The 17,568-nt window shown below is 63.6% G+C and carries 12 protein-coding genes; 5 read left to right on the forward strand and 7 right to left on the reverse strand.

What is annotated here, in order from left to right; translation table 11 throughout:
* Nucleotides 1-223: 223 nt before the first annotated feature.
* Nucleotides 224-1,561 (forward strand): MFS transporter, encoded by a 1,338-nt coding sequence (locus tag P3T21_RS04635; protein WP_429254752.1) that lies wholly within the window; start codon nt 224-226, stop codon nt 1,559-1,561.
* A 2-nt stretch (nt 1,562-1,563) separates the two neighbouring features.
* Here P3T21_RS04635 and P3T21_RS04640 read toward each other — a convergent pair whose 3' ends face one another.
* A complete protein-coding gene (locus P3T21_RS04640) occupies nt 1,564-2,679 on the reverse strand; it encodes a porin (RefSeq protein WP_429254753.1) in 1,116 nt (371 codons plus the stop codon).
* 281 nt (nt 2,680-2,960) lie between these two features.
* Here P3T21_RS04640 and P3T21_RS04645 point away from each other — a divergent pair, with 281 nt between their 5' ends.
* A complete protein-coding gene (locus P3T21_RS04645; RefSeq protein ID WP_429254754.1) occupies nt 2,961-3,899 on the forward strand; it encodes a DMT family transporter in 939 nt (312 codons plus the stop codon).
* 16 nt (nt 3,900-3,915) lie between these two features.
* Here the strand turns inward: P3T21_RS04645 and rsmA are convergent, their stop codons facing one another.
* The 4 genes from rsmA to P3T21_RS04665 form a co-directional block, all read right to left on the reverse strand.
* On the reverse strand, nt 3,916-4,773 hold the full coding sequence (rsmA, locus tag P3T21_RS04650) for a 16S rRNA (adenine(1518)-N(6)/adenine(1519)-N(6))-dimethyltransferase RsmA (protein ID WP_429254755.1): 858 nt from the start codon (nt 4,771-4,773) through the stop codon (nt 3,916-3,918).
* A gap of 22 nt (nt 4,774-4,795) precedes the next feature.
* Nucleotides 4,796-5,812, reverse strand: coding sequence for a 4-hydroxythreonine-4-phosphate dehydrogenase PdxA (gene pdxA, locus P3T21_RS04655; protein ID WP_429254756.1), 1,017 nt, complete (start codon nt 5,810-5,812; stop codon nt 4,796-4,798).
* 5 nt (nt 5,813-5,817) lie between these two features.
* Nucleotides 5,818-7,185: a peptidylprolyl isomerase gene (locus P3T21_RS04660; protein WP_429254757.1), complete on the reverse strand. Its 1,368-nt coding sequence runs from the start codon at nt 7,183-7,185 to the stop codon at nt 5,818-5,820.
* Between the two features lie 67 nt (nt 7,186-7,252).
* Nucleotides 7,253-9,619 (reverse strand): LPS-assembly protein LptD, encoded by a 2,367-nt coding sequence (locus tag P3T21_RS04665; RefSeq protein WP_429254758.1) that lies wholly within the window; start codon nt 9,617-9,619, stop codon nt 7,253-7,255.
* 222 nt (nt 9,620-9,841) lie between these two features.
* On the opposite strand from P3T21_RS04665, the gene P3T21_RS04670 reads away from it, so the two are divergent.
* Nucleotides 9,842-10,933, forward strand: coding sequence for an aminoglycoside phosphotransferase family protein (locus P3T21_RS04670; protein WP_429254759.1), 1,092 nt, complete (start codon nt 9,842-9,844; stop codon nt 10,931-10,933).
* 44 nt (nt 10,934-10,977) lie between these two features.
* Entirely contained in the window at nt 10,978-11,670 is a 693-nt protein-coding gene (murU, locus tag P3T21_RS04675; RefSeq protein WP_429255163.1) for an N-acetylmuramate alpha-1-phosphate uridylyltransferase MurU, read from the forward strand.
* A gap of 116 nt (nt 11,671-11,786) precedes the next feature.
* On the opposite strand, the gene P3T21_RS04680 is transcribed toward murU, so the two are convergent.
* Nucleotides 11,787-13,682, reverse strand: coding sequence for an ABCB family ABC transporter ATP-binding protein/permease (locus tag P3T21_RS04680; protein WP_429254760.1), 1,896 nt, complete (start codon nt 13,680-13,682; stop codon nt 11,787-11,789).
* Nucleotides 13,683-13,923: 241 nt separating this feature from the next.
* On the opposite strand from P3T21_RS04680, the gene P3T21_RS04685 reads away from it, so the two are divergent.
* Nucleotides 13,924-14,319: an acyl-CoA thioesterase gene (locus P3T21_RS04685; RefSeq protein ID WP_429254761.1), complete on the forward strand. Its 396-nt coding sequence runs from the start codon at nt 13,924-13,926 to the stop codon at nt 14,317-14,319.
* A 91-nt stretch (nt 14,320-14,410) separates the two neighbouring features.
* Here P3T21_RS04685 and P3T21_RS04690 read toward each other — a convergent pair whose 3' ends face one another.
* Nucleotides 14,411-17,524, reverse strand: coding sequence for a sensor domain-containing protein (locus P3T21_RS04690; RefSeq protein WP_429254762.1), 3,114 nt, complete (start codon nt 17,522-17,524; stop codon nt 14,411-14,413).
* Nucleotides 17,525-17,568 lie beyond the last annotated feature (44 nt).

The following is a 17,568-nucleotide window of genomic DNA, read 5'->3' on the forward strand; positions in this document are numbered from 1 at the left end:
GCGAAAACACGGCGACCCTGACCCGGATACCGGCCAGCGGCGCTACACAGGAGACAGGTTTTGCCCACTTCATATACCGCATTGTGCGTGGCTGAGCCAACGCGCATAAACCCTCGCCGACCGCACGACGACGCCCTCTGCCACTCCCCGCGACTCACAGCGCACAATGCACGCCGTGTCCTGTTGCATCCGGCATCGCAGCGCAAATCGCAAGGAGTCGCCCATGAGTGAAGCGCAAGGTTCGGGGTTTGGCGTCGCAGACGCGGCACCCGTCACGACGACGGGAAACCGTCGCTGGGTGATCGTCGCGTCGCTGTTTCTCTTCATGCTGATCAACTTCGCCGACAAGGCCGTGCTCGGTCTCGTCGCGGTGCCGATGATGCGTGACATGCAATTGACGCACGCGCAGTTCGGGCTGGTGGGCAGCGCGTTTTTCCTGCTGTTTTCGCTGTCGGGAATCGGCTTTGGCCTCATCGCCGATCGCATCGACGTCAAATGGCTGCTCGCCGGGCTCGCGCTGACGTGGGCCGTCGCGCAGTTGCCGCTCGCGTGGCCAGCAGGCTTCGCGACGCTGATCGCGTGTCGCGTGCTGCTCGGCGCCGGTGAAGGTCCCGCTGCGGCGCTCGCGCTGCACGTCGCCTACACATGGTTCGACGATCACGAGCGCAGCCTGCCGACGACGTTCGTCCAGCAAGGCGCAACTGCGGGCGTCGTCATTGCCGGCCCGCTGCTCACCTGGGTCACCGTGCGCTGGGACTGGCACGCGGCGTTTCTCGCGCTCGGCGTCGTCGGCGTGCTGTGGACGCTGCTCTGGCTGTGTGTCGGCAAGACGGGCAATGCCGGCAAAGGTAACGGCAATGCGAGCGGCATGCCGCACAACCGCGTGCCTGCATTGCGGATCGCAACCGGTTCGCAGACGCGCGTCAGCTACCGACGGCTGCTCGCCGATCGCACCGTGATCGGCGTGCTGCTGCAATGCTTCGTCGGATATGCAGTGATCGCAATCGGGCTCACGTGGGTGCCGGCGTATTTCCGCGTCGGGCTTGGCTTCAGCGCCACGCAGACGGGCAACCTGTTCGGTTTGCAGGTCGCGACGCAGATTCCCATCGGTATCGCGCTCGCCGTGTTTTCACATCGTCTTCTGAAGCGCGGCGTGCCGTCGCGCCGCGCGCGGGGCACGCTGATCAGCGTGGCGTGTGTCGTCAGCGGCATCGCTTACTGCATGCTGCATTCGGACGCACCTGCTCTCGTGAAAGTCGGTCTGCTGGCGGTCGCGTTCGCACTGGCGAGTCAGGTCTTCACGTTTGGACCGCTGCTCATCGCGGAAATCGCGCCGGGCGCGCAACGCGGCGCGCTGCTGGCGATCACGAATGCGATCGTGACGACGGCAGGCCTGATCGGGCCAGTAGCGATGGGCAAGCTGCTCGGCGTTGCCAGCGATCACCATGGCTATGAAACCGGCTTCGCGATCACCGGTGCACTGCTGGTTTTGACCGGTGTCGCGGGTTTCGCGCTGCTCGACCCGCAGCGCTCGCGCGGGAAACTGCAGGCGACCCAATAGCCTCAGAACAAATGCCGCAAGCCAGCCATGATGCCAAGCTGCGTACTCTTCTGCGCGAGCCCGATCCCATTCACGCCCTGCAACTGCGCGCCGATCAGATCGCCGTGATACTGCGCGTAGTCGCCCTCCAGGTAGACGTCGGTGCGTTTTGACAGCGCGTAGTCGGCGACCAGCTGGTATTGCCACGCCGAGCCGTCCTGCGCCGCCGTCTTGCCGTCCTGTAGCGTGCGCCAGACGTTGGCGGCCAGATGCCACGTGGCGCCAAGCTGCTGCGTGATGCCGCCCATGATCATGCGACGCCTCGAAAAATCCGTGTACTTGAGCGCGGCGAGCGCGGGCGCCGTGAACGGCCCGTTCGCGAAGTTCGAAAATCCGGCGTCATTCTGGTTGACGATATAACCTGCGGCGAAACGCGTCTTGTCCCACGTGTACGAACCGCCGACGGTCCACGCCAGCGAACCCGACCCGTTGACCGAATCTTTCGACTCCTCATACGCGCCGCCGATGTTGACCGGACCGCCCTTCGGCGCCCACGCCATCGCCGCGCCGTACTGGCTGCCATACGACGTGTGACCCGCGACGCCGCCGAACGCGTAAGCCGCCGAGAACATGACATCGTGAAAATGCGCCTGGTACTGGACCTGATTGCTGGTCCAGATCCCACCGGAAAGCGTCACTTCCGGCTGGAAACTGAAGTCGTACGGAATCCACGGATTACTGCCGTAACCGCCAATCGTGATGCCTTCGATCATCACGTTGAACTGCCGCCCAATGACGACCTGTCCATATGACGTCGACCGGATGCCGACATTCGCCTCATTGAAGAACGGCAACGTCGGATCGTTCTGGCCGCTGTTCAGGTAGAAGCGGTTTTCGAGCTTGAAGAACGTGGACCAGCCGCCGCCCAGATCTTCTACGCCCTTCAGCCCCCAGCGGCTTTCGCTCATGCCACCGTTGCCCATCACGACTTTCGAATCGCCGGCCTTGTCGACGTTCGTCAAATAGCGGATGCTGCCGTCGACGATTCCATAGAGGGTGACGCTGGATTGCGCGTGCGCCATCTGGCACGCGAGCGCCGCTGGAATCAATGCAAAACGCCACTTGCTCAACTTCGTCATACGGTCTCCCTGACAGCGCAGGATTGCGAACCTTGCATGACGGTCACTCCCGCAAGCGGGAGGTCCGTGGAACGTCGGACGAATGTACCCCAGAGCGCAAACTGCGGCCAGAACGCACTTTCAGGGCGTGGCGAAATGGAAGCACATGTGCGCAGTGGGGTCATCGCATCGGTGACACACGGCTTTTGATATGGTATGGCCTGCTTTCACCTGAAAAAGACAATGATCCTGCGTTTTTGCACGACGGCATGCACGACGGCGCGCATGACGGCGGTGAGCCGATGAGCACCGGTGCCGTTGCGGTCCGGCGTCCACCCGATACCTTCGCCATCCTGCTGATGGTCGCGCTGTGCGCGATCTGGGGCATGCAGCAGGTCGCCATCAAGAGCGCGAATGTTGCACTTGCACCGGTCTTTCAAGCGGGACTGCGCTCGGCGATTGCCGCGGTGCTCGTGTGCGGCTGGGCGCGCATGCGCGGCACGCCGCTCTTTCGCGACGACGGCACGCTCAGCGCTGGACTGCTGGCAGGCATGCTGTTCGCCGGTGAGTTCGTCTGCATCTTCCTCGGCTTGACGCTGACGAGCGCGTCGCGCATGGCTGTGTTTCTGTACACGGCACCGTGCTTTACGGCGCTCGGACTGCACTGGTTCGCCGATGGCGAACGCATGCGGCGCATCCAGTGGATCGGCATCATCACCGCATTTGCCGGCATGGCGCTCGCGTTTGCGGACGGTTTCGCGCGCGGCGGACCGGCGAATCATGCGTCGATGCTGGCGGGCGTGGCGGGCGATGCGTTAGGCGTGACTGGCGGCATCGTGTGGGCCGCAACGACGGTCGTTGTACGCGCAACAAAACTCGCGCATACGAGCGCGAGCAAAACGCTGTTCTATCAGCTGGCGGTATCGGCGGTGGTGTTGCTCGCGCTGTCCGTGCCGCTCGGGCAGGTGCATGTGGAAACGGTCACGCCGCTCGTGGTCGCGAGTCTCGCGTACCAGGCCGTGGTGGTCGCGTTCGTCAGCTATCTGATCTGGTTCTGGCTGCTGACGCGCTATATGGCGTCGCAACTTTCCGTATTTTCGTTTCTGACGCCGCTCTTCGGCGTGACGTTCGGCGTGCTGCTGCTCGGCGAATCGTTCAGCCTGCGGTTTCTGATGGCGGCCGCGCTAGTGCTCGTCGGCATCGCGCTGGTGAATGCGCCAGCACGCCGGCGCGTCGCGTAATACCCGACACGAACGATCAAACAGGTTCCACGCCGCCCGACTGGCGTGACGGCGACGCCGACACCGTCTGCGCAACGCGCACGTACTCCTCGACTGGCACATCTTCCGCGCGGCGCTGCAGATCGAAGCCGAGCGCGTCGAAATCGATTACATAGCGATACGCGGAGAGCGTATTGCGCAGCATCTTGCGGCGCTGCGAAAACGCGGCGGTGACCACTTCGCCAAGCGTGCGCACGTCGACATCCGGCAATTCATGCGGCGCGTAGGGAATCATCCGCACGATTGCCGAATTCACCTTCGGCGGCGGCTGGAACGACTCGGGCGGTACATCGAGCAGCTTGTCGATCACGTAACGATACTGCAGCATCACGGAGAGCCGGCCGAACGCCTTGCTGCCCGGCTCCGCGACCATCCGCTCGACTACCTCATCCTGCAGCATGAAATGCTGGTCGATCACGACCGGTGCGAACGTCGTCAGGTGAAACAGCAGCGGACTCGAAATGTTGTACGGCAGATTGCCGACGATCCGCAGCGACGGTGTGTCGCCCGGCGCGGCCAGCGAACCGAAGTCGAACGCGAGCGCATCGCCCGCGTGCAGTTCGAGCAGATCGCCGAACTGCTTCGTGAGACGCGCGATCAGATCGCGATCCAGTTCGACCGCGTGCAACGGCGCGTCGGGCGTCGAAAGGCGCTCGATCAGCGGACCGGTGAGCGCGCCGAGGCCAGGCCCGATCTCCACCATGCGTTCGCCGCGTTTCGGCGCGATCACGTCGACGATCGAGTCGATCACACCCATGTCGACCAGAAAATTCTGTCCGAACCGCTTGCGGGCGAAATGGCCCTGATGCTGTCTGCTGCCTGGGCTGTTGGACATCGGAAAAACAGTAGAAAAGAGGTCAGGCCGCGCGACGATGGCGCGCCATCGAAACGGCGGTATCGATAGCGGCGATCAGGCTGCCCGCGTCCGCGCGGCCGGTGCCGGCGAGATCGAGCGCGGTGCCATGATCGACAGAAGTACGGACGATCGGCAGGCCGAGCGTGATGTTGATGCCTTCGCCGAAGGTCGCATATTTCAGGACCGGCAGGCCCTGATCGTGGAACATCGCGAGGACGCAATCGGCATCTTTCAGATAGCGCGGCTGGAACAGCGTGTCGGCCGGATAGGGGCCGCGTGCATCGATGCCCTTGCTGTTCGCGAGCGTCAAGGCAGGCGCGATCACATCGATTTCCTCGCGGCCCAGATAACCGTTTTCACCGGCATGCGGATTGAGGCCGGTGACGAGAATACGCGGTGCAGGAATGCCGAAGTGATGACGCAGATCGTGATCGACGATGCGAAGCGTATCGACGATACCGTCGACTGTCAGCGCCGCCGACACATCCTTCAGCGGCAGATGCGTGGTGGCCAGCGCGACGCGCAGCGGCCGCGGGCCGGTGCCCGCAAGCATCATGACGACGCGTGGCGTCTGCGTGCGCTCAGCCAGATATTCGGTATGGCCGGTGAAGGGAACGCCGGCGTCGTTGATCGTGCTCTTTTGCAGCGGCGCGGTGACGATCGCGTCGAAGGTGTGCGCAACCGCGCCGTCGATCGCGAGGTCGAGCAGCGTCAGCACGTAACGCCCATTCGCGGGGTCGAGCTTTCCGGCCTTCGACGGCACGCCAAGCGGCACGTGCTGCATGCGGACGCGTCCGCCCGCACGCTCACCAGAAAGCGCAGCCCAGTCGACGCCCACTACTTTCGCCCGCTGCGCCAGCAGGTCCGCATCGCCCAGGACGGTGAACTGCGCGTCGGGCCAGTGCGCTGCCGCAGCCGCGAGCGCCTGCGCTGTCAGTTCCGGACCGACGCCGGCGGGTTCGCCGGTCGTGATGGCAATCTGCAGCGGGACGCCTTTCGGCTGGGCGGAGGGGCTCATGGCGATTATTGAAGGCTCGGCTGATCGATCTTGTAATCGATGTACGCGGTGTCGCGCAGTTCACGCAGCCAGTCGGCATAGGCCTGCTCGGCCTTGCGCTGGCCGATCGCCTGACGCGCCAGATCCATCTGCTGCGAAACTGACCCTTCTGCTTCGCGACGGCCCAGCACCTGGATCAGGTGATAGCCGTATTCGCTGCGCACCGGATCGCTGATCTGACCGTCCTGCAGCGAGTTCATCGCGCGTTCGAATTCCGGCACCGTTTCGCCCGGGCTGATCCAGCCGAGATCGCCGCCCTGCGACGACGAGCCGTCCTGCGAATACGTGCGCGCGAACTTGTCGAAATCGCCCTGGCCCGACTGGATTTCACGCTTGATCTCAAGCAGCTTCTGGCGCGCGGCCGGCTCCGACATGCCGTCGCCGATACGCAGCAGGATGTGGCGCACATGTGTCTGCGTGAGCTTCGACGCATCGGCGGAAGCCGCGCCCTGGCCGCTGCGACGCTCGACGAGACGCACGATTTCGAATCCGTCGGCCGTGCGGATCACCGACGGGTTCACCTCGCCCGGACGCAGCGTCGACGCTGCCGTGACGAACTCAGGCGGCAACTTCGATTGCGACAGGAAGCCCATGTCGCCGCCCTTTGCCGCATCGGGTGCCTGCGAATTCGCCTTCGCGAGCTTTCCGAAATTCGCGCCGCCCGTTGCTTCCTGCAGGAGTGCCTGTGCGCGTTGTTGCGCGGCCTCGATCTCGGTCTGCGGCGCGTTTTGCGCGGCCTTCAACAGAATGTGTTCGAAGTGCAGATCGCTCGTCTGGCCGGGGTTCGGTCCGCGCTGGCTGGCGATGTAATTCGCGACTTCGCCGTCGGACACGATGACCTTGCTGTCCACTTCCTTCTCACGCAGCTTCGACAGCGTCAGTTCGGTACGCGCGTCGTTCGTGAATACCGGCCAGGGCACGCCCTGTGCCTCGATCCGCGCATGGTAGACGTCGAGCGTCATGCCGTTCGACTGCGCGAGACGCTCCAGTGTGCGCTGCACAGTGGCGTCGTCGACGACGATGCCATCTTCCTTCGCGCGTTGCAGCTGGATGCGTTCGAGCACCATCTGGTTCAGCACCTGCGCCCGCAGCTGGTCGGCCGGCGGTATCGGCGCGTTCTGCTGCGTAAGACGCCGTGAGATCAGGCCGACGCGCTGATCGAGTTCGCGTTTTGTGATGACCCCGTTGTTCACCACGGCAGCGATCGTGTCGACCGTCTGGCCGTTGCTGTTGCCGAGAGCCTGTGCCTGTACGGACGAAACCGGCAGAAAGGACGCCGCGGCGGCGATTCCCGCTGCGAGCGTTGCGAGGCGAAGCTTTTTCATGATTGCCACAGATACTCCAGTGATGTCGGGCGCGCCCCGCCCGCTTTTTCGCATTTTATAAATGATCGGGCGACGGTCATTCGTAGTTCGTGAAACGCGCCTGAGGCGGCGTACTCGTCGGCAGCGGCGTGTAACCCGGCACGCTGTTGCGGAACGCCGAGACCAGCCCGTTGTCGACGTTCGACAGCCCCTTCAATGTCAGCTGCGCGAGGAACTTCGTACTCGTCGTGTGTTGCCCCGCTGTATTCAGACCGTTCGCATAGCGCTGGATACCCATGCCGAGCGTCCAGCAGTCGGCATCGTATTGCAGGCCGAGCAGGCCGTCGACCAGTCGATGCCCAACCACGTCGTAGTTCACCCGCGCGACGCTGTAAACACGATGCGTCAGCGGCCATTGCCCCGAGACCAGCACCTGGTTGATCGGCTGGTTGTCGAGCGTGGTGTTCGCGCGCGTGTAGCGGTACGCGACGTTGATCACCTTGCCCGATTCCGGACTGAAACCGAAACCGACGCTGGTTTTGGTCAGCTGATTGTTGTCGGCATTATATTGGAAGGCAGTTTCCGACGCGAAACCGGCCCCCAGCTTCAGCGACGCGCCCGCGATCAGGTCCGAATGCGTTGCCTGCGCGGTCGACTGTCCAGGTTGCAGCGTGACACGCTGGTCCTGGAAGTAATACTGCTGCGCGATCACGAAACGCGCGCGTTCGTCGCCGGTGGCCGGATTGATGAAGCGCGTCGTGAGTGCTGCCGTGATCCGGTTCGCATCGGCGATCCGGTCGCCACCGACGAACGTGTTCGGCGTGAAGATTTCCGCGAGACCGAAGTCGGAATCGGCGGTATCGAAGAGCGGCGCGAAGTTCTGGTTCTTATACGGCGTGTAGACGTAGTACAGCCGCGGTTCCAGCGTCTGGATGTAATCCTGGCCGAAGAGCCGCACCGAACGGTCGAAGATCAGCCCGGTATCGAAACTGAAGGTCGGGATCGATTCGGTGAAATTCTTCGGCTGCCCTGCTGGTGCTGTGCTCGCAATATTGTTGAGATCGTACGAGGCGAAGTGCAACTGCACCTTCGGCGTGACGAAGTAGCCGGGCCCGACCACCGAATACGACAGGTACGGGTTGAACATCACCCGTTGACCTTCGGTCGTATTGTCCTGCGCGATCTTGAAGCGCGTGTAGTCCGCTTCCGCGCCGAAGTCGAAGCCGTCGACGTTGTACTTCGTGTACTTGACGTTCAACTGCGGCTCGCGCGAGTACGGCGGCGTCGAAGGCTCGAGCGTCTGCCAGTGCTGCTCGCGTGCGAGCACAGACCACGGGCCGTTGTTGTACGTCAACCCGGCTTCCTGCTGGTACAGCAGCTGCGTGCCGTTCAGGAACTGGCTGGTCGACGACGAAAGGTCTTCGGGATAGGTATTGTCCGAAACCTTGTTGTAGTAGATGTAACCGCCGAACCCGTTGCCGAAGTTCTGGTTGTGCTGCAGGTAGATCGCGTAGCGGTCGGTCTTCGTGATCGCGTCGTGCGGCAGGAATTCGCCGGTGATCGTGCCGGAATAGGTCGGCGACAGGTAGCGGAACGTCGCCTGGGTCTGCACGCCGCGCTTCGAGATGATCCGCGGTGTCAGCGTCAGGTCGCGATCCGGGGCGATGTTGAAGTAATACGGAACCGACAGCTCGTAACCGTTGTTCGAACTGAGCGATGCGACCGGCGGCAGAAAACCGCTGCGCCGCTCGCCCGACAGCGGGAACGACAGCCACGGGCTCGCGAAGATCGGCACGCCCTGGAAAAACAGCACACCGTTATGCGCGACGCCTTCATCCGCGCCGGTGTCGAAATTGAATTCGGTGCCCTTGATGTACCACGCAGGGTCCGTCTCGCACTGGCACGCCGTGTAGGTGCCGTGCGTGAACACGGAGCGCTCGTTGTCGAGCATGTCGACGCGTTCGGCGCTGCCCGAGCCGCCCGTGATGTTGAAGCGGTACTTCGGCACGGGCATGTAGCCTTCGCTCGCCTCGACGCGCATGTGCGCCTCGGGGCCGGCGAACGAAATGCCATTGTTGATGACGTGCACCGAGCCGTAAGCGTCGGCTATATCGGTGTCTTCGTCGTAGTGCAGTGCGTCGGCCTTGATGACCGACGTGTAGCGCCGCACTTCGGCCGAGCCTTTCGCGGCCATGTCCTGGCCGCCCGTGCCTGTGGTGGTGTCGCCGAGCACGAACGTGGCGGGACGCTGGCCGCTCGCGACCGGGTGCTCTTCGAGTTGCGGGGCCAGCCGCAGGCCCCAGGGCGCGTCGACAGGCTGCGCCTGCGCAGCGTCGCCGACCAGCTGGGCGTGCGTCAGCGCGGGCATCAGGCCCGGCACGGCGATCAACGCCGCGACGAGCCGCCTTTTGCGCGGTACGCCGTCACAAGAAGGTGTCGTTTGGAAAAGCTGTCTGGGCGGCATGTATCGTTTGGCGAATCGACCCGCCGCCAGCCTACGCAGTCACCGTCCGCCGCCAGCGCAATCGGGCCATGTCAGCCAGAGTGCAGACAAATAAGCACAATCTGTCGATCGATAACGCGGGCGGTCAAACGGGATGGGCGAAAGCTGGCGCAAGTCGCGTCAAAAAAGTCGTGGGGTATTATATGGCAAGACGTTGCCCCTCAGAATTTGCCTCTGGTTTTCATGACCCTCTCCACGCCTTCAGCCGCTTCCGCCGCCCCCCGAACCCCTGACGATCGTCTGGATCTGCTCACCGCCTGGCTTCGCCCCCACGCCGACCGTTACGGCCTCGAACTGGCCACGCTCGCGCCGGCTTCGTCGGATGCGAGCTTCCGGCGCTATTTCCGGCTGGCTGCCAGCGGCGGGCACGGCGCGTCGCTGATTGCGGTCGATGCGCCGCCGCCCGAAAAGTGCCGCGAGTTCGCGCAGGTCGCGCAGTTGCTGGAGAAAGCGGGCGTCCACGTGCCGCGCGTGCTGGAGGTCGATTTCGACGCGGGCTTCATGCTCGTCACCGATCTGGGCACGGCGTCGTATCTGCGGGCGCTGACTGACGCCGAGAGCGAAGAGAAAGCCGAAGGCGCCGCCGGTCACACGCCGCGCACCCTGATGCGCGACGCGCTCGACGCGCTGATCCGCTGGCAGCTCGCCTCGCAGGTAGACGTGCTGCCGCCGTTCGACGAAGCGTTCCTGCGCCGCGAAATGGAGTTGATGCCCGAATGGTTCATCGAGCGCCATCTCAATCAGACCGTCGGTGAAAAAACCCGCGGCGTGCTCGACCGCACCTTTGCGCTGCTGGTGGCGAGCGCGCGTGCTCAACCGCAGGTGTTCATGCTGCGCGATTTCATGCCGCGCAACCTGATGATCGCGAATCCGAACCCCGGCGTGCTCGATTTCCAGGATGCCGTGTACGGGCCGATCACGTACGACGTCGCGTCCTTGCTGCGCGACGCCTTCCTCAGCTGGGACGAGGAGTTCGAACTCGACTGCTTCGTGTACTACTGGGAACGTGCGAAAAAGGCGGGCTTGCCGGTCGATCCTGATTTTGGCGAATTCTTCCGGCAGCTGGAATGGATGGGACTGCAACGGCACATCAAGGTGCTCGGCCTCTTCTGTCGCATCCACTATCGTGACGGCAAGCCGCATTACATGGCCGACCTGCCGCGCTTCATCGGCTATGCGCGCAAGGTGTCGGAACGCTACCGCCCGCTCGCGCCGTTCGCAAAGCTGCTCGACGAACTCGAAGGCCGCGCCGTCGATACCGGCTACACGTTCTGAATGCATCCACCGAAGACCAATCTGTGACTTCCCTGACGAAAGCGATGATTTTTGCCGCGGGACGCGGCGAGCGGATGCGTCCGTTGACCGATTCGCGGCCGAAGCCGCTGCTCGAAACCGGCGGCAAGGCATTGATCGTATGGCAGATCGAACGGCTCGCGCAGGCGGGTTTTGAAACCATCGTCATCAATCACGCATGGCTCGGCCAGCAGATCGAAGACGCGCTCGGCGACGGCTCACGATGGAACGTCGCGCTGCGCTATTCGCCCGAAGGTGACCCGCTGGAGACGGCGGGCGGCATCGCGCAGGCGCTGCCTTTACTCGAAGACGCAGCGAAGCCGGAGGTTTTCGTCGCCGTGAGTGGCGACGTGTATGCGGATTTCGACTACGGCACGTTGAACGCGCACGCAACGCGTCTTGCCGGGTTGCCCGAACCCGGCATGCATCTGGTGATGGTGCCGAATCCGCCGTTTCATCCGTCGGGAGATTTCGGGCTTGTCGATGGCGTGCTGTCGCTCGACGCGCTGCCGCGCTTCACGTTCGGCAACATCGGCCTGTACGACACGCGCATGTTCAGCGATCTGGCGCCCGGTACGCGGCGCGCGCTGACGCCCTACTATCGCGAAGCGATCGCGCGTGGCCGTGCGAGCGGCGAACTGTACGAAGGGTTGTGGGAGAACGTCGGCACGCCGGCGCAGTTGCGGGCGCTCGATGAGCGGATTGCTGCGAGCCGCTAGTTGCTAACGCCCCGCGCGACAGGGCCGCGGCAAGCCGGAACCCGCCTTTGCCACGTCGCCGGACCGATGTCAGTCAATCCACAGCAATCGCGAGCCCGGGCCGATCGCTGCGCCCTTCATTTGCCGATGTGACCCGCTTCGACCACCGGCTCGACCGCTTCCTCAGCGTGCTCCGCACGCTGCTGCTGCAGCGCCCACATCTGCGCGAAAAGACCCTCCGCGCGCACCAGGTCCTCATGCGTGCCGCGTTCGACGATCCGTCCGCGATCCATCACGATGATCTGCTGCGCGTGCACCACCGTCGACAACCGGTGCGCGATGATGAGCGTCGTCCGCTCGCGGGCGATCTGGTCGAGTTCGTGCTGGATCGCGCGTTCGGAACGCGAATCGAGCGCTGACGTCGCCTCGTCGAAGATCAGAATCGGCGGATTTTTCAGGATCGTGCGCGCAATCGCGACGCGCTGCTTCTCGCCGCCCGACAACTTCAGTCCACGCTCACCCACCGGGGTCTCGTAACCCTTCGGCAGTCCTTCGATGAAGTCGTGAATATGCGCCGCACGCGCCGCCGCGATGACTTCGTCGCGGGTCGCCGTCGGGCGGCCGTAGGCGATGTTGTAGTAGATCGTGTCGTTGAAGAGCACGGTGTCCTGCGGCACGATCCCAATCGACGCGCGCAGCGAATCCTGCGTCACGTCGCGGATATCCTGACCATCGATCGTGATCGCGCCGCCTGTCGCGCGGTCGAGATCGTAGAAGCGGAACAGCAGGCGCGCGAGCGTCGATTTACCCGAGCCGCTGTGTCCGACAACGGCCGTCGTCGTGCCCGCCGGAATCGTGAAACTCACGTCATGCAGGATCTGCCGCGCGGGTTCGTACGAAAAATTCACGTGATCGAGCCGCACTTCCGCACCGCGTACGGCGAGCGCCGACGCATTCTCTACGTCAGGCACTTCCTGCGCCGCCCCAAGCAGCGTGAACATGCGGTCCATATCGGTGAGGCTCTGCTTCAGCTCGCGATACACCACGCCGAGAAAATTCAGCGGAATGTACAGCTGCAGCATGAACGTGTTGATCAGCACGAGATCGCCGAGCGTCAGCTTTCCGGCCATGACGCCCTGCGTCGCGCGCCACAGGATGAACACGAGCCCCGTGCCGATAATCGCCTGCTGCCCGAAATTCAGCGCCGACAGCGAGTTTTGCGACTTGATCGCCGCCGTGCGATAGCGCTTCAGGTTTTCGTCGTAACGCTTCGCTTCCCACTCTTCGTTGCCGAAATACTTGACGGTCTCGTAGTTGAGCAGCGAATCGATCGCCCGCGAATTGGCGCGTGAATCGAGATCGTTCATCGTGCGGCGAAAGTGCGTGCGCCACTCGGTCACCTTCACCGTGAACGTGATGTACGCAGCGAGCGCGATAAACGTGACGATCGCGTAATACGCCTCGTACTTCACGACAAAAAAGCCGAGCACGAGGCCGACTTCGACGAGCGTCGGCAGGATGCTGTAGAGCGAATAGGAAATCAGCTGCGTGATGCCGCGCGTGCCGCGTTCGATATCGCGCGACATGCCGCCCGTCTGCCGGTCCAGGTGAAAGCGCAGCGATAGCGCGTGCAGATGCCGGAACACCTTCAGCGCGAGTTGCCGCACCGCGCTTTCGGTCACCTTCGAAAACAGGATCTCGCGCAGTTCGGTGAACAGCGACGTCGAGAGTCGAACGACGGCATACGCGACCACCAGCAGCCCGACGCCGCCGAGCAGCACGATGCCCGGCGCGTTATCCGCACGACCGAGCGCCGTCAGTTGCTGCACTGAAGCCAGACTGTCGACGATCCGCTTCATCACGACCGGCACGCCGAGGTTCGCGACCTTCGCGCCGATCAGGCAGCTGAGCGCGAAAATCACGCGCCATTTGTAGGTCGCGAGATACGGCAGCAGCGAAAGGATCGTCTGCCAGTCGTTGCGAGGCTGGGTCGAGATCGGTGAAGGCTCGGACGAGGCGGAATAACGGCGCATGAAGGTCGGCTGTGGGGATGGGGAGTGTCGGATGTATCGGAGCGCGCCTGCCTGCAAGCTTCCGGTTTGCGCGCTTTCCCGTACAATTCCTGATCTTTCCTATTGTCGCAGAAGCCGGCTGGCGCCGCTTTCGCCGCTCTCGTCGTGCTGGCCCGACCGCGGTCATGTCGATGGCGTAGAAACCGCGTCCGTACGCGAAGCCAACCCGACGCGAAGCCAACCCGTTTCCATGGATGTCACGATGACCGAAAACCTCCCGCTCCCGCAAAAAGCACCGGCACTGCGCGTGATGCCGCAGCCTTCGGATGCGAACATCCACGGCGACGTATTCGGGGGCTGGATCATGGCGCAGGTCGACATCGCCGGTTCGATTCCCGCAAGCCGCCGCGCGAATGGCCGTGTCGCGACGATCGCCGTGAATTCGTTCCTCTTCAAGCAGCCGGTGTTCGTCGGCGATCTGCTGAGTTTTTACGCGGATATCGTGAAGACCGGCAATACGTCGGTGACGGTGTCGGTCGAGGTGTACGCGCAGCGCATGAGCCTCACCGAAAAGGTCGTGAAGGTCACCGAAGCGACGCTCACCTACGTCGCAACCGACAGCGACCGCCGTCCGCGCGCGCTGCCTGCGCTGGATTGAAAGTTTTCAGCTGGTCAGACGTACGGGCACATCAGCCCGCATCATGGAGAGGAAGGCCGCTGCAACGCGGCCTTTACGCCCTTTTCACTTTTCACGCCTCGACCGGCAAGACCGCCGCGCCGTGCCTCAACAACGCCGGAATCGACTCGTGCGGCATCGGCTTCGCAAAATAGAACCCCTGCATTTCGTCGCACGCGCGCTCCCGCAGGAAGTCGAGCTGCGCCGAGGTCTCCACGCCTTCCGCCAGCACCTGCAAATCCAGCGAATGCGCGAGCGCGATGATCGCTGACGTGATCGTTTCATCGTCGCTCGATGCGCCGATATCCGACACGAACGAGCGATCGATCTTCAGACGATCGACCGGGAAGCGCTTCAGATAGCTCAGGCTCGAATAGCCCGTGCCGAAGTCGTCGATGGCGAGACCAATACCGAGCGCGTGCAGTTCGTTGAGCATCGTCACGGCTTGTTCGGCATTGCGCATGATCGTGCTTTCGGTGAGTTCGAGTTCCAGATACTGCGGCTCGAGGCCGGTCTGCGCGAGCACCTGTTTGACGAGCACGGCGATGTCGCGCTGCTCGAACTGCCGCGCCGACAGGTTCACGGACACGCGCGCAGGCGGCAATCCCTCGTCCTGCCACGCCTTGTTCTGCCGGCACGCTTCGTACAGCACCCATTCCGACAGCGGCCCGATCAGTCCGCTTTCTTCGGCCACCGGAATGAACGACGTCGGCGACACCAGCCCGACTTCCGGATCGCGCCAGCGTACAAGCGCTTCCATGCCGACGATCCGCCCGCTGACGATATCCACCTGCGGCTGGTAGTGCAGCAGGAACTCCCTGTCGCGCAGTGCGCGGCGCAGGCGCCGTTCGAGATTCATCCGCGCGCTCGCGCTCGCGTTCATCTCCGGCTGGAAAAACTGGAACGTGTTGCGGCCCATGTCCTTCGCGCGATACATCGCGAGGTCGGCCTTTTTCATCAGCGTTTCGGCGTCGTGTCCGTCCTGCGGGAAGAGGCTCGCGCCCATGCTGCAGCCTACGTACAGTTCGGTACCGTCGAGCCAGACCGGCTCGGAGATCGACGCGCGCACGCGCTCCATCCACGCGATCAGCGACTGTTCGTCGACGGTATCGGTCATCACGATCACGAACTCGTCGCCGCCGTGACGCGCGACCGTATCGCTCGCCCGCGCGCAGCGCGCGAGCCGTTCCGCGACCACGCCAAGCAGCCGGTCGCCGACACTGTGCCCAAGGCTGTCGTTGACGTTCTTGAAGCCGTCGAGGTCGATGAACACCACGGCCACGCCGTGCTCGCGACGCTGCGCGGCAATCAGCGCGTGCTGCAGACGGTCGCGCAGCAGGTTACGGTTCGGCAGGCGCGTGAGGCTATCGTAATTCGCCTGATATTCGAGCTGTTCCTGATAGCGGATCAAATCGGTCACGTCGTTGATGATGCCGATGTGATGGGTCGTCAGCCCGTCGGCGTTCGGCACCGGCGCGATGAAGAGCTGGTTCCAGAACAGCGCGCCGTCCTTCCGGTAGTTGCGCAGCACCGCGCTGACCTCGCGATTCGCCGCGAGCCCCTGACGGATCGCAGCGATGCCTTCCTGATCGCGGTCGTCGCGTTGCAGCAGACGGCAATCCTGACCCAGCACCTCCGACGGATCGTAGCCGGTAATACGCTTGAACGCGGGATTCACATATTCGATCAGATTGCCGGTTTCCGCCGGACCGGTGATCAGGATCGCGTTGACGCTCGCGTCGAGCGCGCGGCTTTGCAGACGCAACGCGAGGTCGGAACGTTTGCGCTCCGTGATATCCGTGTAGGAACCGAGCACGCCGATCACGCTGCCATCGCTGTCGGTGAACGGCAACTTGCTCGTGACCGTCGTGCGGTGCACGCCGTCGAGCAGCATGTCGAACTCGAAGTTCATCTTCGGCACGCCCGATTCGATCGCCTCCTGGTCGTCCTTGCGCATGCGCGGAGCGAATTCGCGCCACGGCATATCAAAGTCCGTCTTGCCGACCACCTGCTCGGGATACGCGAGCCCGGCGTCGCGCGCGAAGGCCATATTGCAACCGAGGTAGCGCGATTCGCGGTCCTTCCAGAAGATGCGCTGCGGAATGTTGTCGATGACGGTTTCCAGCATCTGGTTCGAACGCTGCGCCTCGGCCTCGGCGTTGATCTGTTCGGTGACGTCGTCGGCGAGCACGAAGAGTGCCGGGCGGCCGGAGAAATTGAGCGCGTGATACGAAATGTCCGCGCTGATCAACGAACCGTCCTTGCGACGGTGATGCCAGACGCCCGCCATCGTCCGGCCGCCACGCGGCACGACATCGCTGCGCTGCAGATGCGATTCCAGTCGTGCGACCTCCGTGACCGGACGGATCGCGCGGATCGTCATCGCCAGAAACTCGGCTTCGGAATAGCCATACTGCTGCATGGCCGCGCCGTTGACGGCAAGAAAACGCAACGTCTCGCGATCGAAGATGTACATCGGCACGGGGTGCGCGTCGAACAGCCCACGAAAGCGTTCGTCATTGCTGCGCAGCGCGCGCACGACGCGGATCTTTTCGCGCGCAGCCGTTTCGCGCACGCCGAACGTGTAGATCAGGAGACCGCCGCCGGCGAGCGTCGTGACCAGCAGGAACAGCATCGCGACCTGGTTGGCCTTCGTCGATTCGTTGAGCGCGGCTTCGAGGGCCCGGTCCTCCTCCTGACGCATGCCTGTCAGGCCCGATTCGAAGACATTGAGCTGGACGTCGAGACGCGTGTACTCCGACGCGGCCCACGCCCGCGACGTATCCAGCCCCCGTTGTGCGGAGCGCGCGAGCGCCGTGTCCACACCGCGCTGCAACGCACGCGCCGTCGGAATCAGCCGGTCGAGGCCGGCCGTCATGAGCGGCTCACCGCTGAACTGGGCGCGTAACGACGTCTCCAGCCTGCTGAGTTCGGTGGCCCGCCGCGTGGCTGCATCGAGCGGCTCGATGACGCCGGACGCCTCGAAGCGGCCGAGCGCACCCATCCCGCCTTCAAGCGTTTCCCGCCAGGCGTCGAGGTCCTGCTTGACGCTCATCGAGCGTAACGTCCGCGCGTCCGCGGCACGCTGACCACAGATCTGCGTATACGCGACGAAAGCGTTCGCGCCGACGGCCGCGGCGGCGACTGCCAGATTAATCAGCAGCCGCTTCGAAAAAAAAGAGGTCATGGGTTCCGAACGTCGGGTCGTTCTGCGGGCGGGACGCCCGGGCT

The organism is Paraburkholderia sp. GAS334 (assembly GCF_050436625.1).
GTDB lineage: Bacteria > Pseudomonadota > Gammaproteobacteria > Burkholderiales > Burkholderiaceae > Paraburkholderia.

Bases quoted from the DNA above. Each gene is read 5' to 3' on its own strand.
- P3T21_RS04635 (WP_429254752.1), top strand. From the start codon at position 224: ATGAGTGAAGCGCAAGGTTCGGGGTTTGGCGTCGCAGACGCGGCACCC.
- P3T21_RS04670 (WP_429254759.1), top strand. From the start codon at position 9,842: ATGACCCTCTCCACGCCTTCAGCCGCTTCCGCCGCCCCCCGAACCCCT.
- P3T21_RS04665 (WP_429254758.1), bottom strand. From the start codon at position 9,619: ATGCCGCCCAGACAGCTTTTCCAAACGACACCTTCTTGTGACGGCGTA.
- rsmA (WP_429254755.1), bottom strand. From the start codon at position 4,773: ATGTCCAACAGCCCAGGCAGCAGACAGCATCAGGGCCATTTCGCCCGC.
- P3T21_RS04680 (WP_429254760.1), bottom strand. From the start codon at position 13,682: ATGCGCCGTTATTCCGCCTCGTCCGAGCCTTCACCGATCTCGACCCAG.
- P3T21_RS04690 (WP_429254762.1), bottom strand. From the start codon at position 17,524: ATGACCTCTTTTTTTTCGAAGCGGCTGCTGATTAATCTGGCAGTCGCC.
- murU (WP_429255163.1), top strand. From the start codon at position 10,978: ATGATTTTTGCCGCGGGACGCGGCGAGCGGATGCGTCCGTTGACCGAT.
- P3T21_RS04645 (WP_429254754.1), top strand. From the start codon at position 2,961: ATGAGCACCGGTGCCGTTGCGGTCCGGCGTCCACCCGATACCTTCGCC.
- pdxA (WP_429254756.1), bottom strand. From the start codon at position 5,812: ATGAGCCCCTCCGCCCAGCCGAAAGGCGTCCCGCTGCAGATTGCCATC.
- P3T21_RS04685 (WP_429254761.1), top strand. From the start codon at position 13,924: ATGACCGAAAACCTCCCGCTCCCGCAAAAAGCACCGGCACTGCGCGTG.
- P3T21_RS04640 (WP_429254753.1), bottom strand. From the start codon at position 2,679: ATGACGAAGTTGAGCAAGTGGCGTTTTGCATTGATTCCAGCGGCGCTC.